Annotated in this window: 15 protein-coding genes, 2 pseudogenes and 1 riboswitch; of the genes and pseudogenes, 9 read left to right on the top strand and 8 right to left on the bottom strand. The window is 37.0% G+C overall.

From position 1 onward, the window contains the following. Positions 1-55: 55 nt before the first annotated feature. Positions 56-814, top strand: coding sequence for a Nif3-like dinuclear metal center hexameric protein (locus tag AC27H3_RS05465; RefSeq protein WP_487104376.1), 759 nt, complete (start codon positions 56-58; stop codon positions 812-814). Positions 815-938: 124 nt separating this feature from the next. Here the strand turns inward: AC27H3_RS05465 and AC27H3_RS05460 are convergent, their stop codons facing one another. Next, positions 939-1,694 carry an ElyC/SanA/YdcF family protein gene (locus AC27H3_RS05460; protein ID WP_487104374.1) on the bottom strand — a complete coding sequence of 252 codons (756 nt, stop codon included), beginning with the start codon at positions 1,692-1,694 and terminating at the stop codon, positions 939-941. 228 nt (positions 1,695-1,922) lie between these two features. After that, a riboswitch (Lysine riboswitch) is annotated at positions 1,923-2,109 on the top strand. A 246-nt stretch (positions 2,110-2,355) separates the two neighbouring features. Here AC27H3_RS05460 and lysC point away from each other — a divergent pair. Beyond that, a complete protein-coding gene (gene lysC, locus AC27H3_RS05455) occupies positions 2,356-3,741 on the top strand; it encodes a lysine-sensitive aspartokinase 3 (protein ID WP_487104372.1) in 1,386 nt (461 codons plus the stop codon). A gap of 111 nt (positions 3,742-3,852) precedes the next feature. On the opposite strand, the gene queC is transcribed toward lysC, so the two are convergent. Continuing rightward, positions 3,853-4,509 carry a 7-cyano-7-deazaguanine synthase QueC gene (gene queC / locus AC27H3_RS05450; protein WP_085306356.1) on the bottom strand — a complete coding sequence of 219 codons (657 nt, stop codon included), beginning with the start codon at positions 4,507-4,509 and terminating at the stop codon, positions 3,853-3,855. A 70-nt stretch (positions 4,510-4,579) separates the two neighbouring features. On the opposite strand from queC, the gene queE reads away from it, so the two are divergent. Next, positions 4,580-5,254 carry a 7-carboxy-7-deazaguanine synthase QueE gene (queE, locus tag AC27H3_RS05445; RefSeq protein ID WP_487104369.1) on the top strand — a complete coding sequence of 225 codons (675 nt, stop codon included), beginning with the start codon at positions 4,580-4,582 and terminating at the stop codon, positions 5,252-5,254. Between the two features lie 356 nt (positions 5,255-5,610). On the opposite strand, the pseudogene AC27H3_RS05440 reads toward queE, so the two are convergent. The 4 genes and pseudogenes from AC27H3_RS05440 to pdsR all read right to left on the bottom strand — a co-directional run. Continuing rightward, positions 5,611-5,955 (bottom strand): annotated as a pseudogene (locus AC27H3_RS05440) (methyl-accepting chemotaxis protein); the annotation flags it as partial. Positions 5,956-6,147: 192 nt separating this feature from the next. Then, a pseudogene (locus AC27H3_RS05435) lies at positions 6,148-6,909 on the bottom strand (PAS domain-containing protein); the annotation flags it as partial. A gap of 448 nt (positions 6,910-7,357) precedes the next feature. After that, positions 7,358-9,607 (bottom strand): proteobacterial dedicated sortase system histidine kinase, encoded by a 2,250-nt coding sequence (gene pdsS / locus AC27H3_RS05430; RefSeq protein WP_487104367.1) that lies wholly within the window; start codon positions 9,605-9,607, stop codon positions 7,358-7,360. A 6-nt stretch (positions 9,608-9,613) separates the two neighbouring features. Next, positions 9,614-10,327: a proteobacterial dedicated sortase system response regulator gene (gene pdsR, locus AC27H3_RS05425; RefSeq protein ID WP_487104365.1), complete on the bottom strand. Its 714-nt coding sequence runs from the start codon at positions 10,325-10,327 to the stop codon at positions 9,614-9,616. A gap of 282 nt (positions 10,328-10,609) precedes the next feature. Here pdsR and pdsO point away from each other — a divergent pair, with 282 nt between their 5' ends. Further along, entirely contained in the window at positions 10,610-11,479 is an 870-nt protein-coding gene (gene pdsO, locus AC27H3_RS05420) for a sortase-associated OmpA-like protein PdsO (protein ID WP_487104363.1), read from the top strand. Between the two features lie 119 nt (positions 11,480-11,598). Here pdsO and AC27H3_RS05415 read toward each other — a convergent pair whose 3' ends face one another. After that, entirely contained in the window at positions 11,599-12,024 is a 426-nt protein-coding gene (locus AC27H3_RS05415) for a MauE/DoxX family redox-associated membrane protein (RefSeq protein WP_487104361.1), read from the bottom strand. A gap of 240 nt (positions 12,025-12,264) precedes the next feature. On the opposite strand from AC27H3_RS05415, the gene AC27H3_RS05410 reads away from it, so the two are divergent. Further along, complete coding sequence (locus AC27H3_RS05410; protein ID WP_487104359.1) at positions 12,265-12,636, top strand: VOC family protein; 372 nt, start codon at positions 12,265-12,267, stop codon at positions 12,634-12,636. 287 nt (positions 12,637-12,923) lie between these two features. Here AC27H3_RS05410 and dinG read toward each other — a convergent pair whose 3' ends face one another. Then, a complete protein-coding gene (gene dinG, locus AC27H3_RS05405) occupies positions 12,924-15,038 on the bottom strand; it encodes an ATP-dependent DNA helicase DinG (RefSeq protein WP_487104357.1) in 2,115 nt (704 codons plus the stop codon). Between the two features lie 83 nt (positions 15,039-15,121). Here dinG and AC27H3_RS05400 point away from each other — a divergent pair, with 83 nt between their 5' ends. The 4 genes from AC27H3_RS05400 to AC27H3_RS05385 all read left to right on the top strand — a co-directional run bounded on the left by AC27H3_RS05400 (position 15,122) and on the right by AC27H3_RS05385 (position 26,432). After that, positions 15,122-17,623: a DNA polymerase II gene (locus AC27H3_RS05400; protein WP_487104356.1), complete on the top strand. Its 2,502-nt coding sequence runs from the start codon at positions 15,122-15,124 to the stop codon at positions 17,621-17,623. A 204-nt stretch (positions 17,624-17,827) separates the two neighbouring features. Next, entirely contained in the window at positions 17,828-19,012 is a 1,185-nt protein-coding gene (locus AC27H3_RS05395) for a cystathionine beta-lyase (protein WP_487104354.1), read from the top strand. Between the two features lie 563 nt (positions 19,013-19,575). Then, entirely contained in the window at positions 19,576-24,834 is a 5,259-nt protein-coding gene (locus AC27H3_RS05390) for a toxin TcdB middle/N-terminal domain-containing protein (RefSeq protein WP_487104353.1), read from the top strand. Continuing rightward, entirely contained in the window at positions 24,831-26,432 is a 1,602-nt protein-coding gene (locus tag AC27H3_RS05385) for an RHS repeat domain-containing protein (protein ID WP_487104352.1), read from the top strand. The genes AC27H3_RS05390 and AC27H3_RS05385 overlap by 4 nt, the downstream gene beginning before the upstream one ends. Position 26,433: the final 1 nt, after the last annotated feature.

The raw sequence follows: 26,433 nt of genomic DNA, 5'->3' as shown, positions 1-26,433 counted from the left end.
ATACGTTTTGTGTCAACACCCAAACATAACCAGTAAATTAAGGTCTACAATATCCATGCAACGCGATGAATTTGAAAACTATTTAAACACCTTGTTAAAGCCCGAACAAATTAAAGATTTTTGTCCAAATGGTTTACAAATTCAAGGAACAGTACAGATCACTAACGTGATAACAGGTGTAACCGCTACTCAAGCATTAATTGAACAAGCCATTTTGGAAAAAGCCGATGCTTTAGTGGTACATCATGGTTTTTTTTGGAAAAACGAAAGTTATGTTATACGCGGTATGAAGCATAAGCGTATCAAGGCGTTACTGGAAAACGATATTAATTTATTTGCTTACCATTTACCTTTAGATATTCATCCTACTTTAGGCAATAACGCACAATTGGCTAAGTTGTTTTCTATTAATAATGTCTCGCCATTAGAGCAAGGCAATCCACTCAGTGTCGCAGTTCGCGGTGATTTTACTGACGAACTAAGCCCACAAGCGCTTGAACAAAGAATAAATGATACCCTCAACCGCAATTGCATGCATATCGCACCACCTTCAAATAAAGCGATAAAAACTGTTGCTTGGTGTAGTGGTGGTGGACAAGGGTATATTGAATTAGCTGCTGAACAAGGCATAGACGCTTTTATCTCAGGTGAAGTTTCTGAGCAAACTACACACGTTGCACGTGAAATGGATATACATTTTTATTGTGCTGGCCATCATGCAACCGAGCGTTATGGTGCAAAAGCATTAGCTGAGCATTTTAATCAGCAACTACCAATAATTGCCAAATTTATTGATATTGATAATCCTGCTTAAACTAACAGCATTCATAAAAGAATTAGGTGATTTTGTTTAATATTACTTTATGAAATTTGAAGTTTAAATATTTTAATTTGGCATTTCAGTATGCATGAAATGCCTTATTTATCTCTGTATTTTTTTATAAACTTTTAAACCACTGTACTACTCGTCCTAAGACCTCATACCAAGCCATACTTGTTTGTTGTAACTTTTTCCCACTCGGAAAATAATACTGCCATGGCCTATGCTCGTTATGCTTAACCCAAGGGCTAGCGGGTGCTGGAATTGCATATACGCCATATTTTTCGAAATAGGCCATTGCCCGTGGCATATGGTTGGCACTGGTTACTAAAACTACATTGCTATTAATTACCCGCGGCGATATTAGTTGTGCTTCTTCTTGGGTATCTTGTGGAAAGTTTTCAGTAATAATTCGATGAGCAGGCACACCTAATGACACTGCAGCTTGTTTAACTTTTTCAGCATTTGAACTAACATCACCACCTGAGAATCCAGAGGTAATAATTTGTGCTTCAGGGTGCATTTTATAAATACGTAAAGCTTCAACTAATCTTGCAAGTGAACTGGAATTTAATTGGCTAGTCGCTGGTAAGCCAGCAACTGTAGTATGCGCGCCACCTAGAATAACAATATAGTCAACCGGCTTAACACTACGAGTAAATGCAGGGTAGTTATTTTCTAACGGCGCCATTAACGTATCTGAAATAGATGGAAGAGTAGATAACAGCAATAATGAGCTACCGCTAAGCAGGGCGACAAAACTAAGCTTTGGCTTGATGCGATAAAATATAACGGCGAAAAGTAGCAAAATTATTGTAATACTCAATGGCATTATCATCAGGCTAATAATTTTTTTAAGTAAGAATAAATCCATATCTAAAAGTCCAAATAGTTTAATTATTTCAAGCTATTGAAGCATAACAAGTCTGTCACTGATTAGCAGTAGCTATTTTTATAGGAAATTATTTTGTTTAGACGTCTAAAAGTCTGTTGATATTTAATTTTAGATAAGGTTAAATACCCGCGTTGAAAATTAAAATATATTTTACATCAGCTTAATGAGTAGTTTAATTTTATTGCCAATAGCTTTTATTATAATTTTCACACCAGAAGAGGCGCAATTGCCAGGTAAGTAACAAGAGGATCCCATCCTTTGACTGTTACCAAGGGGGACAATTGCCGAGAATGTTGATACTGGGAGATATCGCATTCGGTCGCTAGGGCTGAATCCTTAGGGCTGTCACCGCTAAAATTAATATTTTAGTAAAGGGTGGAGAGCTTCTGGCTGAAAAGTACCGTTCAATTAAGCTTTTAATTGTTATTCGCTCTACGCTCAGTCATGCTCTTCCTGTTAGTTATTAGCCTTGAATATTTACTGCACTTTACAAAATACCTTACAGTAAATAGGCTCTTAGGAAGATATTTTATGTTAAACTGTTATTCTTTGCCGTTAATAACGGATGTAAGCTCAATCGAAAATTTATCATACAATATTAGTTTTGAAGTTCTTGAAACCACTTATCAGGAGAACTTACATGTCTGCTAATAAAAACCAAACCAATATCATTACACCAACTAATATTACCGTGGCAAAGTTTGGCGGTACGAGTGTTGCTGACTTTGAAGCCATGTTACGTTGTGCTGACATTATTAAAAATAATACGGCTAATCGTGTGGTCGTGGTTTCAGCAAGTGCAGGAGTGACAAATCACTTAGTGCGTTTGAGCCAAGCAGATGTGCCAAGCAATGAGCGTGAGCAAATTTTAAGTAATATTGCTGATATTCAATATGCCATTACACTACATTTTACCAATTTTGAAGCGATTAATAGCGAAATAGTTACCTTACTAGAGTCGTTACGTGTTTTTACAGATCAACAAGCTGCGAATCACACGATGAAAAACAGTGATGAAATTCTAGCTTTTGGTGAGCAATTCAGTTCACGTATTTTTGCGCAAGTTTTACAATCTGTCGGTGTCAATGGTCACTATTTTGATGTTCGCCAAGTGATGAAAACCGACAGCTTGTTTGGTAAAGCTCAAGTTGATTTAAACCAGTTAGCCAGTAATGCCCAACAGTTATTATTACCATTGCTGAATGATAAAGTTATTGTTACACAAGGCTTTATTGGCAGCGACCAAGACAACAATACCACCACACTTGGCCGTGGAGGCTCAGACTACAGTGCAGCCCTATTAGCGGAAGCACTACAAGCCAACAATTTAAGTATATGGACTGATGTTGTAGGAATTTTCACTACTGATCCTCGCATTACTGATCAAGCGCGCTCAATTAATGAAATAAGTTTTGGTGAAGCCGCAGAAATGGCAACCTTTGGCGCTAAAATACTTCATCCTGCAACGCTTATTCCTGCCATGCGCCAAGATATCCCAGTATTTGTTGGTTCAAGTAAAGAGCCTGACTCTGGCGGCACAAGAATACAGCGTGAAGTAAACTCTAATCCTACTTATCGTTCAATCGCATTGCGCCGAGAACAAACACTTGTAACGGTAAAGAGCCCACAAATGCTACATGCGAGTGGTTTTTTAGCAAAAGTGTTTACCGTATTAGCAAAGCATCAATTAAGTGTCGATTTGATCACAACCAGTGAAATAAGTGTAGCGCTTACCTTTGATAACCCACATGGTTCAACACAGGCTTTATTAACTAAAGCGGTAGTTGAAGAGCTAGAACAGCTTTGTGAAGTCAGCGTTGAGCATGGTTTGAGTTTAATTGCAGTGATCGGTAATAAAATTCATGGCACTAAAGGTGTTGGAAGTAGCATTTTTGATAAAGTAAATGACTTTAACATACGTATGATTTGTCATGGTGCAAGTAATCATAACCTTTGTTTCTTGGTGCCCGAAGCTGATGCTAATCAAGTTGTAGAACGTTTACATAATACGTTATTTACAAGCTAAATATTGTCATTAGCGTTAGTAGAATAAACGTCATTTATTAAAAATAAGAAAGGGACATTACACTGTCCCTTTCTTATTTTCTTTATTGTGCAAAATTAGCTGCTTTTAAGGCTATTCATAAGCCAAAGGATCAGTAACATTATTATCAGCAAATGCTTCTAAGCGCTCTTGGCAAGCACCACATTTGCCACAAGCTTTCTCGCGGCCATTATAACAAGTCCATGTATTTTCATAACTTAAGCCCATTTTTAAGCCATCAGTTAAAATATCAGACTTATTATTAGTTAAGTATGGACTAAAAATTTCTACAGCTTCGTAGTTTGCTATTTTACAAACGTCATTCATTTTCATGACAAATTCTGGGCGACAATCCGGATAAATTGCATGGTCGCCAGAATGTGCGCCGTAATATACTTGTGAAGCTTTTACTGAAACTGCATAACCTACTGCTAATGACAATAAAATCATATTACGATTCGGCACCACGGTAGATTTCATGCTTTCTGCTTCGTAATGGCCTTCAGGTATTTCAATATCATCAGTTAACGATGAACCAGCTAATAACTGGTTTATCGCAGAAATATCGATAACTTTATGAGCAACACCTAATTGTTGGCAAACCTTGCTAGCACAAGCAATTTCTTTTACGTGCTTTTGACCATAATCAAAGGTTAAAGCATACACTTCTTTGCCATCTTTTAAAGCGCGGTTAAGTACCGTGAATGAATCCATGCCGCCGGAAAAAATTACTACGACTTTATTACTCATATTTGTAGTTCTCTTGAGGTATAATATAAAACTTGCGCATTCTACTCGAAATTATCTAAGCATTAAAGTAATGACCACACGTTATAAAATAAATGAATTGTTTGAAACTCTACAAGGCGAGGGCTCTTTTACCGGTCAACCGTCAATTTTCCTTCGTTTACAGGGCTGTCCTGTAGGCTGTTCTTGGTGCGATACCAAGCATACTTGGGAGATTCATCCTGAGTTAGAAATTTCAAGTGAAACACTTTTAAATAAGTCAGAAGAGACCGAACAATGGTCAAATTTATCACTTGATAATATAGCCGAAATATTCAATCAACAGGGCTATAAAGCTAAACATATAGTGATCACGGGTGGCGAACCCTGCATGATAGATTTAATCGAGTTGTGCCTGTATTTTGAAGCCCAAGGTTATAGCTGCCAAGTTGAAACGTCAGGTACTTTTGAAATAAACGTATCAGAGCAGTGCTGGGTAACCGTTTCACCGAAAGTAAATATGCGTGGAGGTTACAAAATTTTAGCCAGTGCTATGCAACGCGCTAACGAAATTAAACACCCGGTTGGCACCGAACAACACATAGACGACTTAAAAGCGTTATTAGCTGAACATAAAGTTGAAGACAAACAAATATACTTACAGCCTATTAGCCAAAAGCAACGGGCAACTGAACTTGCTATTGCCACATGTATTGAAAACAACTGGCGCTTATCGGTGCAAGTACATAAATATATTGGTATTGAGTAGGATACTCTTCTTAATAGTCTCATCTTGACTTTGATGATATACAGGCAGTTAAATCTTCTGCCTTTTAAGTTTTTCTAATGTATATAAATACTTTCCTGTACTTAAAGTAGCCTATAGCTGATTATTAAGGATTAAGAAGATCTTTTCCTGAAGCTACTACTGGTAATTTTTTCCAATTTTGGTGTCAATAGCGCTGGTTACTTAGTTTCACTATGTTCAATCTATCTAAGGATTACGAGTGAAACAAAGTATTGTAAAATAGAAACTAGCGTTAATGATTATTCAATCAATTTTTCCTATTGTGATCCTCACTGGCTTTCGACTCATGGAAAGTACTTTGCATTTTATCATGAGTTTCATGAGTTTGATAAACTAGCAACAGTATTCGATACATTTGTAGCTCCAGCTTTTATTTGCTCCATGACTTTAGCAACTGCTGATAATTGTGCTTGGCCTTTATCAAGATAAGTGGTTACCGAGTTCATACCGTCTTGTACATTTGCAGTAATTTCCTGATTGTCGGATACCACTGTGGCAATTTCATTGGTTGATTGACTTGTCCTAGAAGCAAGTTGTCGGACTTCGTCTGCTACAACAGCAAAACCCCGCCCTTGTTCCCCCGCTCTTGCAGCTTCTATAGCTGCATTTAATGCGAGTAAGTTGGTTTGATCAGCAATAGCTTTAATAGTAGAAACTATAGATTGAATATTATCTGACTGTTGATTTAACTTATTGATTTGCTCACTGGTTACTTTAGCTTTATCTGATATTTCGTCTGAAATTTTTACTGATGAATTTAATAACTCAGATGCTTGTTCGGTAATTTTTACCGTTTCTAATGAGGTGTTGTAGGCGATTATTGAAGCGTTGTTGACGAGTGCTTCACGTTCAATGTTCTGAGTAATATCACTGGCAAACTTAATGACTTTTACAACTTTATTATTTTCATCAAATATTGGGTTATAGGTAGCTTCTAGCCACAAATCTTTATTGTGTTTATCTTTACGAAGAAATTGACCACTTTTAAATTGGCCTTGTTGTAAGTCTTCCCAAAACAATGAATTGTTTTTATAAAAGTCATCATCGCAAAAAATTTTGTGATGCTTACCTTTAATAGAGGCTAGATCATATTTAACAGCATCGATAAAGTTACTGTTGGCGGTAATAATATGGCCATCTGGTGTGAATTCGATAATAGCCTGAGAGCGATGCAGGGCACCAATAATTGACTGTTGCTCCATTGCTGCGACTTTTTCTTTGGTGACATCAGTAGCAATTTTCATGACTTTTATTACTTGTCCATTATCTATGATAGGAAAGTAAGTTGCTTCGAGCCAAATAATGTCATTTTGTTTGTTTTTACGTTGAAATGTGCCTTTATTAGCTGACCCGTTTCTCAGTTTTTGCCAAAAACTTTTGTACTCAACTGAACTTGCATAATGGGGTAGGCACATAACTGAATGATGTTTACCGGCTACTTCAGATTTTTGATATCCGGCAATGGATAAAAATAACTCATTAGCATCAATGATAATACCTTCAGGTGTAAACTCTATGGTAGCGACGTTATTCTTAATCGAATCAACAATAGCATTTGATTGTTGTAATAGTTTTTGATTTTGTAGTAATTGGCTTTTAATTTTCTTATTGAACATGATTTACCTAATAAAATTAACGTATAAAATTAATTATCCATAATATACATCTACGTTAAATCTGTTCGATAAAACATAAGAAAATTACTTCCCTACTTAGGACAAGTATAGCAGGTCTTTTACTAAGAAAATAAAAAAATAATGTGATTTTGAATTATGTCGGGATATTTATTTAAGAGACTTTTGGGTTAAAATATTCGAGAGAGCCCGATATTGGGATTGTGTGTTGGCAATAATGGTAGCCCGTCAAAGTTAATCTCAGTTCTCATAACCTGCATATCAATCCGGTTTGTAGTTTTTTATCTGTAAACCTTTTGCTTCAAGCTTACGGTGATATTGAAGGCACCAAGAGAAGAATATTTATAACTTTGACTATCAATAGTTATTTGGATTGGGTGAAGGTAAACATTAAACACGCTTGCTGTTGCTTTTGATTTGTTATGGTTTATTAAAGTATTGGCAGCTTTATTATTACATCAACGCCTTGTAAGTTGGGCTTATTCACCGCAGTTATACTGCCGTTATGAAATTGGCAAATTAAGCGCGCTATGTATAACCCTAAACCCAAGTGTGGTTGGTCATTATTGTGTTTTGTTCTAATAGATACCATAGAGTCGAACAACTGTTCACTCATTTGCTCGGGTAATAATTCACCATTATTGCTTATGGTTAATACTACTTGTTGATTTGATTCTTTGACACTGACCTCAACATTCTCATCACTTGAAAACTCTACGGCATTGGCGATAACTTTATCTAACAGCTGGGCAATATGTTCTGGTGAGCCTGATACTTTTAGTCTCTCTATTGTCATTTCATTTGATAAGAAATTAACTTTTGGATAGATCAAACGATAGCCATGCATACAGCCGTTATACACTTGTGCTAAATCGAAGACGTTTTTTTCGGTATTTTGCAACATTTGTTCTATACGTGTTGCTTCATTCATATTGGTTAAAATTAAGCTGAGTCGTTCAATCCCATGCTGTGCGCGCACTAGGTAAGGGTTTTTATGTTCGGCTTTGTCCTCGCTATTGTTTACGATTTCATCAACGCTTTCATTAGTTAGTTTTTGTGTGTTTTTTGTTTGTTGTTGAATGGCTAACGTTTCTAACGATGTACGCACTACCGCAATGGGTGTGCGAAGTTCATGCGATAATCGCGACGACATATTTTCTAAATAATGATTATATTGCCCAAGGCGATTAACGGCGGTAGAAAAACTTCGAGCAAGGTCACCAATTTCGTCGTTGGTGGTTGACGTATCAACATTACCACTGATACGGCCATGCTCATCTATGGCCATTTCTGCTTGATTACTCAACGTTCTTATACGATTTGAAATACGTGAAGCAAATAAGAAAAAAGCTAACGCGCCCAATAACATAATAGCCAGTATTGAGCTAAACAGTTTTTCTAATGCTTGGTTTCTTAAAGTACGAATACCATTGGTGGTTTCTTCAACAATTACCGCGCCTTTTACGATTTCGTCAATAAAAATAGGGTAGGCGGCTGATAATACTACTGCTTGCTGGTCGGTAGTTAAACGCCATTGCGACATAGGTTCACCTGATAAAGCACTTTCTATATGTTTACCGGTAAGGTTTTCTGAGTCGTAGAGTTGATCAATAAAATTACTGGGGGGTTGGGTTAGTATTTTTTCATATAGCGGTTTTAGAATGTTGTGTTCAAAGCTTAACCACGCCGAGTATATAACATTAACATCTGCGTTTTTATCACGCTTATTATCAAGATTTACGCGTTTATTCCATACGCCATTAGCCTGCTTAATATTGCCCGTTGTGGCTAATACGCGATGGTGTTGGTCAACAACCCAAATACTTGAATTAGTGTAACTCATACCTTTTACAATGCGCTCAATTTCAGGCGAGGGCACTAGGATAGTGCCTAGTGTATCAGCAGAGCTTGGATCGGCAGATCCTAACGAGGCTTCAACAATACCTAACGGACTATCTACATCGTGCACGGCAAAGGCTATGTTATCGTTAAATTCAGTTAATGGCACCCGTACTTCAACATTATAACCTTGAGGAGTATCACGCCAGTGGCCTTGAATTTGTTTAGCGGGCACAGGAATATTATTTTCAACATCTGTTATACGGTAAGCGTCTATCCAGCCGGTTGTTTTATTGCTGATAATAAAGCGGCTAAATATTCCCTTTGGATTAATAAATGCGAGTTCTAAATGATCATTATTGATAATGCTGCGCGCATTGCTGTTGCGGTAAATAACCTTGTCGTCGATTACCGCAAAGTATAAATATAAATATTTGCCGTAAGTGCCTACGGCAGCAGTAAAGTTTATGGATAATTGCTCAGGTGTAAGTTGGCTGTAAAGCTGATTGTTTTGTTGATAAAAATGCGCCTTGTTAGCAAAATCGGGCCAATCTTGGTTTAAACCATCAAGTTGAATGGGCGCAGATAAACCATAGCTGTATAAGTCTTTACCTTTTTCAACACTGGGTAAAAAGCTTGCTTGGTTATTAAATAAGTTTGCCCGTTCATGCATGGCGGTTGCCAATGCTCTTGCTGTGCCGATAATGGTTTGTTCTTGACCATATCTAAGGTATTTTTCCATTTCCCAAACATACTGATAGCCAAACCAAGGAATGGTAAATAAAAAACTCGATAATAATAAAAGCTTACTTCTTAAGCCAAAACGCCACTTCATCGCCATATTTGCTTAACTACCTGTTGTTTCCACTGCGCTTTGATTCCAGCGATAGCCCATGCCATAAACGGTTTCGATACAATTAAATGTAACATCAAGCTGGTTGAACTTTTTACGAATACGTTTGATATGAGAAGTAATGGTGGAGTCATCAACATATATATTTGAATCTTGCATTAATTGGCTACGGTTTTTTACATGACCCGGGTGTTTTGCTAAGGCAAACAACATCCAAAATTCAGTGATGGTTAATTCAACATGTTGATTTTGCCATTGTATGGTCATGCGTTGGCTATCTAATGTTAAGGGCCCAATCGTTAATAGGTGATCAGATTGTTGTGGCTTACCTAAGGCGTCTTGGCGACGAAACAATGCCGCAATGCGTGCTGATAAATGCGGTAAGCTGATATCTTTTGTCAGGTAGTCGTCAGCGCCAATACGTAAACCTGAAACCGTGTCTACATCACTGTCGCGCGCGGTTAAAAATATAATAGGTAAAGTGGTCGACTTAGAGCGTAACCATTGGCAAAGCTCAAAGCCCGCGTCATATTCATGCTCTAGGCCTATATCTAAAATAGCTAAATGTGGTAAACGTAGGCTGAATGCTTCCATCGCACTATTTTTATTGGCGTAAGTTTGCACCTGATAGCCTTGCATACGAAGCACATCAGCATAATTTTCTCTGATGGCGGCATCATCTTCGACAATAGCGATTCGTTTAGACATCTTTATTATTCATCCTTTATTCTTTTGATTAACAACTCTATAGCTTATATAGCTAGATAATATCGAATAAACACCGCTGATGCTGCTAAATGTTGTAATTGCCATAATGTTGCCACATTTGCTCAGTGAATTGCCATTTTTGCGTCCTTTATCCGTCGTTTTTCTCGCGTTTAATAACATCATCAAACAACGGAGCCAACTAAGTAACCCGTTAGGCTCTTTATATTTTTAAACTTAAATTTAACGATTTAAATTTTGTAAACAACCGATGAGAGAATTACGATGAAAAATCAATTAACTAATATAGAAGTAAATACACCAGCATCAGCAAACACCAATAACCAAGGCACAACATCGGTATTTGGCAAAACATTAATTAACGTAGCATTAATCTCTGCCTTAACCGTGAGCCCAGTATTTGCAAATGACTATGATAAAACTAAACAAGTGAAGGCTGAACAAGAACGCTCAGCTCAAATTAAAGAAGAAATTGGTTTTGGTACAGGAATGGTTATTGGCGCTATTTTAGGTGGCCCTGTTGGCGCATTTATTACCGGTATAGCGGGTAATTTTATTGCTAAAAACATTAATGCTACTGACGAGATTGATAACTTGTCAATCGCCTATCAAGCTGAAAAACAAAACAATGAAACATCATTAGCCCGTTATCAAGAAAAAATTGAGCAAACCGAACAACGTTATCAAACTGAATTGTTAGCATTAGAGAAAAACTACCAAGCAGCTAGTTTATTACAAGCACAAAATTTATTAATGAGTTTACAGTTTTCAACCGGCTCAAGTGAAATAAAGCCTCATTATCAAGAGCAAATTGCAAGTTTAGCGCGCATCGTTCAACAGTCACCAAACTTAACGTTAGATCTTTCAGGTTATACCGACAAACAAGGCAGTGACGAGCTGAACCAAGCGCTTTCTTTAGCGCGCATTAATGCTGTTAAAAATGCACTTATTGACCAAGGTGTAACCGCTGAACGTATTAATTTATTTGCCTTTGGTGAACAGAAAACGGTTGTTGCATCAACAGATAAAGAAGTCAGCTTTTATGATAGAAGAGTGGTAATTAAGTTAAAAAATACGGCTTTAGTAAGTGATGAAACTAAGCTAGATAGTGGACAAACTGCAAAGAACTTCTAAGTTATTAGCTCATCGTTATAAGATGAAGCTGAGTGCTTTGTTTTACATTCAACATTAGCTATAGAAAAGCCAAGGATTCTGCCTTGGCTTTTTAATTTAGTCGTTTTAAAGCTTAAACATTATTTACCTAGAGTAAACTTAGTGTCAGCGTCACGTAATAAATATAAAGCTGCACAAGCCGCTAACATTGGCCATGCGGCAAAAAATAATAAATTATTAAAAACGTCATAATATTGCGCATAAGCTGAGAATGTAGAGCCCGCATGCATTAGAAGAATTAAGCCATAAGTGAAACGTTTTTTAATACCGAATAAAAAGGCCATTACTAGTACTAACTGCAATGCCCCTAGTACATAAGCAATTACCTCATTTAATCCATCGATGTTATAAAAATGCTCAAATATTTTAATGCTATGACCTGGGTTAACAAATTTATCTAGCGTCCATACAAACATCACGATAAAAACACCTAAGCGTAAAAGTAGAAGTGACCATTCAAGCTTGTGCTGAATATTGTTGTTGGCTAGGGCAGTATCTGTCGACATGTAAATTCCTCAAATTAAAAAAATGTTAGTAACAAAGCTAGAAGACCGAGTACTTGTGGTTAAATTTCATTAATTTACAGTTATTTCTGAAAAGCTTCTTTTAATGTATACGTTTGGTCGATTTATACACGTAATGCGCTATTATTTATGCAATATAGTCGAAATGTAATCGTAATATAAACGCTGAAGTTTATTCATCTGAATATCTTTTAACTAGGTTTTTAATTATTGGAGATTAAAATGAAATTAGATTGCTTCTCAATTAGTTTGGCAGTGAAAGATTTGCAAGTCTCACGAGACTTTTATGAAAAGTTAGGCTTTAGTGTTTTCGCTGGTGAAATGTCACATCACTATTTAATTATGAAAAACGGTTCAACGAATATAGGTCTTTTCCAAGGTATGTTTGAGGGCAACTTGTTGACCTTTAATCCTGGCTGGGATCAAAATGCACAAGCACTAGGGAGCTTTACTGATGTTAGAGAGTTACTCAGTAAAGTAAAAGCAAAAAATATAACCGTGACACATGAAAATATTGACGGTGAGAAAGGCCCCGCGAGTTTTTCAATTGTAGACCCTGATGGAAACACCATTTTAATTGATCAGCATCGCTAAATGTTAAGGCATAAGCTTTTCAAGCCCTTTACGTTAAAGGCTTGGGCATAATTCATTTATATTATAAATTTATATTCGGCAAAAAATGCTATTGAAACAAAATTCTTAGTGCTACTTCTATACTAAATAGTCTTAAAAATCGCTAATGTAAGGCCGTTTATGCAGCCGATTATACAGCCGTTTATGCAGCCATGTTTTCTGTAAGTTATGCACGCGCTATTAAACTTAACAGCACCTAAAGCGCAGTCTATATTTAACTATTTAACACGCTATTGTGTATAAGTTGTTTACTCAATAATGCGCTTAAATGGCGGTAAAGAGTTCAGTAGGTCTTTACCGTAGCGTTTATTAACCACACGTCTATCCATTAAAACGATAACACCGTAATCTTTTTCATTTCTAAGCAGTCGCCCAGTGGCTTGAATAAGTTTTTTAGATGTTTCGGGAACCGAGATAGACATAAACGGATTACCACCTTTAGCAATAATGTATTCAGCTTGTGCTTCTTCTACGGGAGACGAAGGTACAGAAAAAGGCAATTTGGTAATAATTACATTAGTAAGGTATTCGCCCGGTAAATCTAACCCTTCTGAAAAGCTTTGTGTGCCAAAAATTATACTGTTTTGTTGTTTATCACAAAGTGCTTTATGGGTTTCAATAATTTTTTGTCGAGACTGCTCACCTTGCACTAAAATGCTAAGTTTGTTTTTTTCACGCAGGGCTGTCACCACTTTATCCATTTGCCAGTACGAAGAAAACAACACTAATGTTGCTTTACCACGTTCAATTTGAGCGGGTAGTTTAGCAATAAGTTCATCAGTAAATGCATCTGCACTGGGTTCGTGTTGCATTTTAGGCATTATAAGCTGAGCATTGTTTTGATAGTCAAAAGGCGAATCAACTTTTTGATATTGACTGCCGTCGTCGTTTCTTAAGCCTGCTTGTCTTCGGAAATGGTCGAAAGAATTTAAAGCCAAAATTGTAGCAGAGCACAATACCGCGCCTTCACACTTCGACCAAAGCATATCTTCTAAAGTAAAGCCTACTTCGATAGGCGAACCACTTATAAGATAGTCGCTACGTTTACCTTCAATTTGCTCTAGCCAACGGGCCATTGGCGCGCCTTTTTCACTGTCGGTTTTCGCATACATTTGCCAAAGTGCATTAAAGCTTTCTAAGCGTTGGATCATAAAACCCGACTCGGCTAACAAAGGCTCAGCTAAATACATTTGGGTGTCGCCATCTTTAACCGACTCCATCAACATGTTATATAGCTTGTTTAAATGTGCTAAACATTTTTTAGAACTTTCGCTTAAATCTTCTGCCCAATCTTTTAAAGATTTAGGAATAATACCGTTCTCAAAACGATATTGTAGCGCTTGATTTTGACTTTGTTTTATTGTGCTATTAGACGAAGATTGATGAAAATAAAGACTGCGATTATTATCAATAAAACTCAGTACTTTTTGCATATCACCCAAAATATCCTGGCAATCATCAGCTAATTTTATCGAAGGAGAGATTGCGCTGTTCGATTTTACGAGCTTGGCTATTTTATCACCGGTTTCTTGCAACTTGTTAAGCCAGTCAATGGCTCCCTTGAGGGTAATGCTTGCACTAGAATGGTCACGCGTTACCTTTGGTAGGTGGTGAGCTTCATCAATTATATAAAAAGTGTCTTCAGGTGCCGATAAAATTCGGCCACCACCGAGCTCTAAATCGGCAAGTAATAAACTGTGATTTACCACCACAACATCTGCCGCTTCCATACTCTCTCTGGCTTTATGAAATGGACAATGACTATGCTCAGATAAGTGTTTTAAGCAACTGTGTTTGTCTGCCTGAATTTGTTGCCAAATATGATGATTTACCGGCTCAGGCCAAGCGTCAATATCGCCAGGCCAAGTATTATCGGTAAGTGCTTTATGCATTTTATTTAACGTGCGAATATCGCTGGCTTGTGGTTTTTCAGCAAAGGTAAAACCTGCTTGAGGACTATCGTCGTTTGCAACCGCTTGCGTTAGCTTTTGTCGACAAACATAACGTTGTCGTCCTTTGGCAAGGGTAAAGTTAAAATCTAAACCGCTGTGTTTTTTTAAAAACGGTAAATCTTTATCGACTAATTGCTCTTGTAAGGCAACGGTTGCCGTGGCAATACATACTTTTTTGTTACGACTTAATGCCAGAGGAATAGAGCCTAAAGCATAAGCTAATGACTTACCTGTGCCTGTACCTGCTTCAATAGTAATTATTTTACGGGCTTTGTCGTAATCGCCAGCTAATGTTTTAGCTATTTCAGCAATTAAAAAGGTTTGTTGCTTACGCGGATTAAAGTTGGTTAGGTTTTCACCTATGGCTTTGTAGGAAGTTCGAATAACTTGCTTAATTTTATCGCTTAACATCGCGGCTGTAGTTTCCTATCGACAATAGATGATTTACACTGCTGTATATATTAACAGTTTGTTATGAATAATTAGAACCATTAATGCAAATTTCTGAACAACAATTTATTGCACAAACCGAGTCGCTAGATAATCAACGTGGTTTTTTACTTACGCGTAGCGCTAACGATCGCAATAATAATATCGAAATAACCTTATGGCTAAAAACACCACAGGGCCCAGTGCAGTTAATTATTGATAACGAACGTGCGGTGTTTTTTGTTGAAGTAGATGATGTAAATCATGCGAGCGATATTTTGCTTAAGCAAGGTATTAAAGTAGCTGAAATAAAACCGCTAACCTTAAAAACATTTAATCAAGTACAGGTAGCTGCGGTTTACTTTTTAACCTTAAAAGCATTTTATCAAGCTCGAGAAGCGCTGAAGCAAAAAGGTATTAAGTGTTACGAAGATGATATTCGACCCGATGATCGCTTTTTAATGGAGCGCTTTATTACGGCCGATATTACTTTTGTGGGGCAACAGACACAATTAACTAGGCATTCTTTCCTTAGCCAAGCAACTAACTTAAGTAATAACCAAAACTATCGACGTTTTGAGCAGGTTAAGTGCAAACCTATTGATAAAACTAAGCAAACCGACATTACACTTTCAACCGTTTCACTTGATATAGAATGCTCTCTATCGGGCGAGTTGTACTCTATTGGTTTGTATAGCGAAGATTGTCAGCAAGTCATGATGATTGCAAATGAGCAAGAGATTGCTCGCGAGCAAACTAACTCACAAACTCAAACCATAAATAGTGATGTTGTTATTATATGGCAAACCGATGAACGACAGCTATTACTGAGTTTACTCGCTTGGTTTACTGAGCACGACCCCGATATTATTATTGGTTGGAATGTTATTAACTTTGATTTTAATTTATTACAAAAACGTTATGATCTACATGGCATTAAATTCGCCATAGGGCGAGATGGTAGAACACCTTATTGGCGTATAAATAAAGCGAGCGAGCAGCAATTTATCGAAATTAGTGGTCGTGTGATCTTAGATGGTATTGATTTATTAAAAACCGCGACTTATAACTTTCCCAGTTTTTCTCTTGATAATGTAGCCAATACTTTGCTCGGTATCGGTAAAAAGGTTGACGATGTTGATAATCGCTTACAAGAAATAACCGATAATTTTCATCATAATAAAACAGCGCTAGCCGCTTATAACCTAGAAGATTGCCGTTTAGTTATATTGATATTTAAGCATACTCAATTATTAGAGTTTGCCATGCTTAGGGCGCAATTAACTGGTTTGTCGATCGACAGAATGGGTGGCTCGGTAGCCGCTTTTACCAATTTATATTTACCGAAGTTACATCGCAGTGGTTATGTTGCTCCTAATATGGGTGATGGCGATCAAGGATTTGAATCGCCGGGTGGCTTTGTTATGGACTCAACGCCTGGGCTTTATCAAAATGTGTTGGTATTAGATTTTAAAAGCCTATACCCAAGTATTATTCGAAGCTTTAACATTGACCCTATGGGTTTAATTGAAGGATTAAAATCACCAGAGTCAGCAATAGAAGGCTTTGATGGTGCTTACTTTTCAAGAGATAAGCATTTTCTGCCTGATATTATCACCGAGCTTTGGAAAGAGCGTGATATTGCGAAAAAAGATAAAAATGCCGCCTTGTCCCAAGCAATAAAAATTATTATGAATTCGTTTTACGGTATTTTAGGTTCAACAGGTTGTCGATTTTTTGATCCACGCTTATCGGGCTCTATAACCAAACGAAGCCACAGTATTTTAAAAACCACCAAATTATGGATAGAAGCTAAAGGTTACCAAGTTATTTACGGCGATACCGACTCGATATTTGTGCATGTGGGGGATGAAAAAACGGCAGAAGAAAGCAGGGCACTAGGTAAAACATTACAAAGTTTTATTAATGAACAATGGCAAGCACTACTGTTAGAACAATTTAATATTGTCAGTGAGCTCGAAATTGAATTTGAAACTCACTTTATAAAATTTTTAATGCCGACTATACGCGGACAAGATGTGGGTACTAAAAAGCGCTATGCTGGCTTAGTGAAAAAAGGTGAAGAGCAACAGCTAGTTTTTAAAGGCTTAGAAAGTGTTAGAACCGACTGGACCGAATTAGCAAAACAATTTCAACGCAGCTTGTATTGGAAAATTTTCAACAATGAACCTGTGATAGATTATATAAAACAAATGGTTGCTGATACGTTAGCGGGCAAACATGACGACTTACTTTACTATAGAAAACGTTTACGCCGAAAACTTGAACTGTATGTAAAAAATGTACCACCCCATGTGCGAGCAGCAAGATTAGCAGATGAAATATATCTGCAACAGGGTAAGCCGCTGAGATATCAAAATAAAGGCTGGATTGAATATGTTATGACCGTTAATGGTCCGCAAGCAAAGGGCTGTAGAAATGCAGCTTTAGATTATCAGTTTTATATTGATCGACAATTATTAGCAGTAGCAGATGCCATTTTACCTTTTATTAACACCAGCTTTGATGAAATTACCAACAGCCAAATGAATTTATTTGAGCACTAGTGAATTGAACTATTACAAAGAGATTATTCATACGGTAAGTATTCCCCCAAGCTGATGAAACCATTTTACTTTGCAAATAAATACAATAACTAAGTTATAGCAAAATAAAGCGTGCTTCTTAGGTTAATTCACGTTATAAATAATTATAGATGGCTAGATAGCTAAATAAATATTGCAAAATATTAACTGTGGAATGTATTTATCATGAAAAAAGAAACTAAAATTATTAACGCTGGCCGTAAAAAACAATGGACTCGTGGGGTTGTTAATCCGCCTGTTGAACGCGCTTCAACGGTAGTTTTTAATTCTGTAAAAGAAATGAAACATGCCACGGCGAATAAAACCAATCAGGTATTATTCTATGGCAGACGCGGTACATCGACATCTTTTGCGTTTAGTGATGCGATGACAGATTTAGAAGGTGGGGCTGGCTGCGCATTATACCCTTCAGGCACTGCTGCTATTACCAATGCCATATTAGCCTTCGTTAAAACTGGCGATCATATTTTAATGGTTGATAACGCTTATGAACCTACGCGTGATTATTGCGATAAAATACTAGCCAAACTTAATATTGAAACCACGTATTATGACCCTTTAATTGGCAAAGACATTGAGTCATTAATTAAACCCAATACTCGCGTTATTTTTCTAGAATCTCCTGGTTCTATTACCATGGAAGTTCAAGATGTGTCTGCAATAGCGGAAGTAGCGCATCGCCATAACTGTATTGTAATGTTAGATAATACTTGGTCGGCTGGGGTTAATTTCCAACCTTTTGATCATGGTGTTGATGTTTCAATACAAGCCGCAACTAAATACATTGTTGGTCATTCAGATGTAATGTTAGGTACCGCAACAGCCACTGAAGAGCATTGGCCTCAATTACGCGAAAGTAGTTATATCATGGGGCAATGTACATCACCTGACGATTTATACCTTGCTATGCGTGGTATTAGAACTTTAAGCGTGCGATTACAGCAACATCAAGCCAGTGCATTGAAAATAGCAAATTGGTTATCTTCACGTGCTGAGGTTGAAACCATATTACATCCAGCGCTGCCTTCTTGCCCTGGCCATGAGTTTTTTGAACGTGACTTTACTGGCTCAAATGGTTTGTTTTCTTTTGTATTAACTAAAGGTAATCAAGCTGCGTTAACAGCATTTTTAGATGGTATGGAACATTTTAAAATGGGGTATTCATGGGGCGGTTTTGAAAGCCTTATTTTAGGTATTTCAAACGTAAAAAAAATGCGAACAGTAACCGATTGGCCCTATGAATATCCGCTGATCCGTTTACATGTGGGCTTAGAAAATGTAGATGATTTAATTGAAGACTTAGAACAAGGCTTTGCACGGTTTAATGAAGTTTTAGCGCAAAATACTTGATATTACCTATAGGTTATATAAGTAGTTAACCTAATCAACAGGAACAAAAATTAGCAAGCGTCAAAGCATAAAGCAGACGCTTTTTTTTATCTATTCCATGAATATCTGTAAAATTATATGAGGCTGTTAATTTGCGTTATTATTGGAATTGGAAAGTATAAATTTCAGTTATAAATTTTTAAAAGTAGGTGTAATACCAAGTCGATTAAATAGCTACTTATGACAAAGTTGAAGGTTAAATTAATCAATTTGGTATAACTTCTGCAAAGTAAGTGATCTTTTTTGAAAATTTTTAAATCTTAAATTATTTAATATTCTTCTGACTATTTAAGATATTTTAATGTCAAACCTTGCTCTAAATAACTTGATTAATATCAAGCATGTGACCTTACATCCATTATGTTTTCTCTCGATAAACACCAATAGGCGATTAACGCAATTAACTACCTAATTGAAAGTTCTGTTTCAATTTATTTACTTTTCTCAAGTTTACAATTCCATATTCTCTACTAGTATGTATAAAAATTAAACAATAAAACTCAATCAGTAAAACGGACTTTACTATGAAATATTGCAGCCCAATTTTTATAATTACCTTTCTTTTATTTTCTTTACATTCAATTGCAAGTACCTATGTTGGCCAAACGAATGGATCGTTTCGTGTCGATGAAACAGGCAGTGCCGCATATAACGTTCCACTAAATATCCCTTCCGGCATCGCTGGCGTGCAGCCTGAACTTGGCTTTTCGTATAATAGTAATGGTGGTGATGGTTTGATGGGGCGCGGGTGGAACTTTTACGGTGCATCGTCAATTTCCAGATGCCCGAAAAATATGACTCAAGATAACGAACAAGGGAATGTTAGTTATTCTGCAAACGATCGCTTGTGTTTAAATGGCCAACGTTTAATTACTTGGGGCAATCAAGCAGATAAAACCTTATCGAACAGTAATTATTGGTCTGCTGGTAAATATCACAGTGAAATTGACAACTTTAGTATTGTAACCGCGCATGGCAATACTAGCCAAGGACCCTCTGCTTTTACTGTTGAAACAAAGTCAGGCGAAATACACTACTACGGTTTGGCTTCAAGCGTGAATACGAATGACAGTATGGGCCAATCTATGTCTATCGGGCTTAAGGTTTATGGTGGCGCTAGTGAAAGCAGTGGCGATGCATTTATTAATGTTGGTAGTAGTAACTTAGCCAAAACATGGGCATTAAAAGCGATTAAAGATGTAAAAGGTAATTATATTGTTTTTCGTTATCATGAAGATTCGGCTAAAGGTGAGCATTATTTAAAAGAAGTTCACTATACCGGTCGTACCGATGGCAAGTCACCCTTTGCTCGCGTGGTATTGAATTATACCGATAATCCTAAATTATTTGTTGGCTGGGCAGCGGGATCTCCGGTAACAATGAGTAAATTACTAGCAAGTGTTACAGTTTTTCAAGATCATGAAGTATATCGTCATTACGCGTTAAATTACTTTACTTCATCTGTATTAGAAGAAAAAAACTACCTAGAAACTATTCAAGAATGTACAGATATAAACAAATATAATTGCCTTCCTGGTACCACATTTGGCTGGCAGAAACCTGCAGAAAAATCTACGAGTTATGTCTGGAGAACTGAGCCTGAAACAGGGTATAGATACCAAAAGGCAATTACCGAAAACTTCACACCTTTTAGTGCATATTCAACAACAAAAGGTGAGTCTGATAATCGAAATTACAATCACATTATTGATTTAAATGGTGATGGCTATTCCGATATTGTTTACCCATCAGGGAGCTATTGGTATGTAAGGTTAGGGCCTTATTATAATAGCAATACACGACTTTCAAGTATTGGTGTAGCTAAAAAGCAGTTTGCTCAAACCATTGATTATAATGGAGATGGTCAACGTGATTTACTGGTAGCGAATAGTGAAACAAGCAACTGGACGATTATTTCTTATGTACCTAGTGTCGCTACTGTAAACAAATGTGAAACTGAACCTAGTTATGAGCATCAATGTGAAAATTTTCAGCAGGCGTCTAATTTAACTATTGTAAATACTGGTGTGCGCGCCACCGGCTTAGAAGGCAATGCACAAGTAGCAGATTTAAATGGCGATGGTTTAGAAGATATCATTTTTAGTAAAAGTGGAAGATTACAGGCTTATATTAATAACGCGGGCAGTGGTAATTTCATTCATGACAGTAATGTTGGTGATTCATCGCATAGTACATCCAGCGAATTCTTCGCAAAAGAGCTAGTTAGAAAATCTGCGAATATTAAAAATGCATCTGGTGTTGATGTAAATGGCGATGGTCGCAGCGATCTCGTTATTAAAGTGTCAACTAGAACGCATAGCTGTAGTGTTGCCCCTCGTTATATTATTTACAAAGGAGAGTGCCAAGATGCCGGTGGCACATGGTATATAGACAATTCTTCAATGTATCAATTATTAGTTTCTAACGGTGATAATTACGTACAACAGCAAAACTTAGGTGATCTCAATACCGTTAGAGTGGCAGACTTAAATGGCGATGGCTATACAGATTTAGTCTATCAAATTGGCTCGAATTGGTATTATAGATTATCTAATGGTATTGAGTTTCTTGGTCCGCAATCTATGGGGTTATCGACTAGTGATACTTTAGATCATCTAATGTACTTCATTGATTTAAACAGTGATGGTAGGGCAGATATTCTTTACCCAGCCTCATCAACAAACTGGCATATAATTCTTTCTCGACCAAGCCCGTCAGCCAATAAAATAATATTTGAAAAACGAGGAACTAAATCATTCACTAAAAATTCTGCTGTTCGATTTGGTGACATGAACGCTGATGGCAAAATTGATTTATTAACAACGACTAATGATTCTGGCTGGAAAACTTATTTAGCTTCATACCCTAATAAAAAAGACCATGCGATAAACAGCATCACAAATGGTTGGGGTGTTAATACCGCCATATCATATAAAAACATTACCGACACAAACGTATATTTTAGACAAAACTCTAGTTTTAATAGCAATAGTGATTATTTTTCGCCCAAAGCCGCTTTTTATGTAGTTGATAACGTAAGTACTCAAACCTCTGTAACTGATAGTGTTAATGTAGATTATCAATATGGTGGTTTACTGCTCCATAAAAAAGGTCGTGGATTAGCGGGTTTTGAAGTATTACGCACAACGGATAATCAATCAGGCATAATTACTGAAACTGCTTACCATCAACATTGGCCATTCGTAGGTATGCCGTTAAGTACCTTACAAATGAAAAACAATATTATTTTAAATGCTTCAAATAATATTTTAAATTCTAGAACCACTAATAGTGGTGGCATTATGCCTTTTATCTCTACTAGCACAGAGCAAAATAACAGTTTAGGCAGTGATAACAGCCAATACAATATTAGTACCACAAGAAGTGTTTTTTCGTATGACAGCTACGGTAATGTTAACTCTTCTACCATTACCATGTCAGACGCACAAAACAGTACAAATAAACTTGTTACTGATACAACAAACACCTATGGCAGTAGTGTTTTGTATAAACAAAAAGGAAGGCTAACCCATAGTACTGTATCAAAAAGACTTTATGAAAATAATAGTTTAAAAAGTAATATCAGCCGACAAAGTTCATTTACCTACTACTCAGGTAGCTTATTACTTAAATCATCAACGATTTCACCTGAAAATAATAAAACGAAAATCACCAGCACACTTATTTATGATGCGGCAGGAAATAAAGTTGAATCATGGTCTAGTGCTGCTAAAACTAATACCGGAAGTAACTTTGAAACCAGAAAAAGTTATACCACATATGATAGTCGTTATCGTTATGTTGCCTCAGTTAAAAATCACTTAAATGAGACAACAACATTTAAATATAATGGCGTTTCGGCAAGCTCCGTAAGAGGTTTGATTGATTATGCTGACACCACTGACGCTAATGGATTGCAAGGTCGTAAATATCAAAATCTGCTTGGCCAACCAACTAAAAGTCGACTCACAGGTAAAAGCCAAATATATAGTTACAATTATCAAGACTATTGCGCAAACACTAACTGTGCAAATAGCCAAGCTTTTGTTCGTATTCGAACGTTAAGCGATGGCCGCCCTGAAAAACAAAAATTTCTTGATGCCTGGGGCCGCGAAATAGAGTCGAGAGTTAAATTACAAGATGGTAACTGGAGTGTTTCTAAAGCTACCTATGACCAACAAGGAAGAGTTAAACGTAGTTATGAACTAGGTAAAAATAGCGCGAGTAATTATTATACTCAGCCCACTTACGATGATTTAGGTCGAGTAATACAAACCCGCAATGCAAATGGGGGCTATGCTGAAGTTGAGCGTTATGGTCTGCAAAGCGTTCAAATTAATGACAAAGGCCATCGCACAGAAATAATAAAAAATTATTTAGGCCAAAACTTTCAAATATTCGATGCTATTGGGAATGAACTTAGGTATCAATACAATGCTTATGGTCAATTACTAAACGTTCGTGCAATTAACACGAGTAATGTAAGTAGTTTACGCACTTCAAATACCTATGATCTTTATGGCAATAAACTGACAACAAATGACCAAGATAAAGGTTTATGGCGATATAGTTATAGTGGGTTTGGAGAGTTATTAAATCAAACTGATGCTAAGTCACAATCAGTAAGTTTTACTTATGATATTTTAGGAAGAAAAACAAGGCGTTATGATGCTAGTAGTACGGTTTGTTGGGACTTTGGTAATAATAATGACAAGTCTAGTTACAGTGTGGGTAAACTTAAAAAGTTACGTTACTTTGAGGGACAAAACCAAGCTTGTAGCACAGCAACGCCTTCAAGTTACATGCAAACTCAAACATATCATAGTTACGGTTTACCTTATCAGCAAACCCTTAAAGTTGAAGGTATAAACTACACATCAACAACCACACACGATAATTTTAATAGACTTTATACCAAAAGTTACCCAGCTAATAATTTTATAGTCAGAAATACCTATCAAAATGGCTACATGAATAAGCAATTAAATCATCGAACTGGTCGTGTTTATCGTCATGTCGAAAACGTTAATGGTCGAGGTCAAGCCACAAGAATTAAATTTGCTAATGGTACATCTGAGTCTCTCGATTATTACGCGGATACTGGTTGGTTAAAGAGTGTAGATGCAAATAAAGGTATATTGACTTTACACGGCTTTGATTATCAATACGACAAAATAGGTAATCTAAGCGAGCGCAACGTATTTTTTGGCTTAGGAAATCGTAGTAATTTTTCTGAACATTATACTTATGACGACCTAAGTCGCATTACAAATCGCAGTATAGCTATTTCAGATGATGGCGATGGTGTTGGTATAGATCCAGTTGATCCAATAGACCCATGTAATGGTGGTGGGGGTGGTGGTAATTTATTATTAAGCCAATCTATGATGAAAGTTACCTCAGGAATGAGTTTTACTAAGCCAATGCCAGGGCCCGCTCCATTACCTCCTGCCTGCTTAGATGGAGCTGGGGTAACAATGGCAAGCGCCTCAGTTTCTGATAACACTAATAATCAATATTATCAATTACCGAGTCGATATCGAATGAATGAAATCTATCGCTATGACGATTGGGGGAATATTAAATATAAAACTTCTATAGGCTATTATAAATATGACAACAATAAAACGAATCGTTTATTAGGTGTTTACCAACGCAGTAATTACAGTGGCCAACAACGAAACAGTTTGACTTATGACAACAATGGTAATGTAGTAAATGATGGTAAGCGAATTTCAAGCTATACTAATTTTGATAAGCCTTATTTGATAAGCCTTATTTGATTAGCCAAGGTACTAGCAAAACAGCATTTACCTACGGTCCAAATAGAGAAGTATATAAACGCGTTGATACGCGAAGCGGTAAACAGACTAAAACCCTGTATTTAGGCGGATATGAACAAGTTAAATTACCCAGCGGTATTACAGAGCATAAGTTTTACGTAGGTAATGTAGTAATAACCGAGCGTAGCAATAATGCTAACGATGAATTCTATTTGCATAAAGATCATCAAGGTTCAACCACATCGATAACGAATGCCAGTGGTAGCCTAGTACAACAATTTATATATGACCCTTGGGGCAAGCAATACAACGTACACAGTAATAGTATTTTTAGTGCCTATTCAAGCCCAGGTATTAGTAGGGGGTATACGGGTCATAAAATGATTAATGATATGGATATTATTCATATGAACGGGCGGACTTATGATCCAACTTTGGGGAGGTTTTTGCAGGCTGATCCGTTTGTTCAGGCACCGATGAATAGTCAAAACTATAACCGTTATAGTTACGTGCTGAATAACCCGATGAGTTATACCGATCCAAGTGGGTATTTCTTTAATAAGTTGTTTAAAAAACTGAATAAAGCTCTTGGGAAATTTGCTCCATTTGTTGGAATTGCCATGATGTTCATACCCGGAGCACAAGGTTTCGGAGCAACCTTACTCAAAGGTTTTGTTGCTGGGGGTATAGCCACGGGCAGCCTCAAAGGAGCCTTAGTTGGAGCGTTTAGTGCGGGGGTATTTTACGGAATAGGAAATGCGTTTAGCCAAGCTAACTGTAGTAGTTGTTATACAACTAGCGCTAGTGGAGGATTAACAAATGCACTTACAACAGGAGCAAGAGTCGCTAAAGTAGCTGCGCATGCTATTGCTGGTGGAGTAATGAGTGTGTTAAATGGCGGTAAGTTTGGTCATGGTTTCGCTGCTGCTGGTTTAACACAAGCTATGGCCGTAACTATTGATCAGATTGGTCCAGAGATAAATGGAGTTAGACATAGTGATTGGTACAATACTGCTAATCGAATCAAACGTGTTGTCGCGAGCGCAGTAGTTGGCGGTACTGCATCCTCAATAACAGGTGGTAAGTTTGCAAATGGTGCTGTAACAGGGGCATTTTCTAGAGGATTCAATGATGAAGCTCATAATCAGCAAGAACAAGAAGGGTTTGGGAAGTTTATTTGGAATCGTTTGCTAAGTGGACAGGTCCGAGATGATATATTCTCTTATTTTGGTGGAATGTATGATGGTGCATCATCAGTATTTAGAGGTTCATATAGGTTTGGATATCAAGCGGCTAGGGAATACGATTCAAATATATATGTACAAAGTATGACGAATATGGAATCTAGAGCAATGTACTCAGCAGTGAATCTTTATGCTACTAATGGGAATGCAAGGGGCTATGCGAACCAAGCCTTAGTGAGCCATGTAACCTCTAGCACTCATAATATGGGATATGCTGTCGGAAGATTTGTTACTGGTACACTTTCCGGCTTAGGGTTTGTTGCTATAGCAGGAGATAGTATGCATTATACCCATCAAGTGGGCCAAGAAGTGACAGCACAAGGTTTATCTATTAGCGGTATTTTGGGACAGTAAT

This window comes from Colwellia sp. NW0002-52-1, from assembly GCF_057550865.1.
Note: the sequence above shows the minus strand (reverse complement) of the source record. Positions and strands in the feature narration are given on the sequence as shown.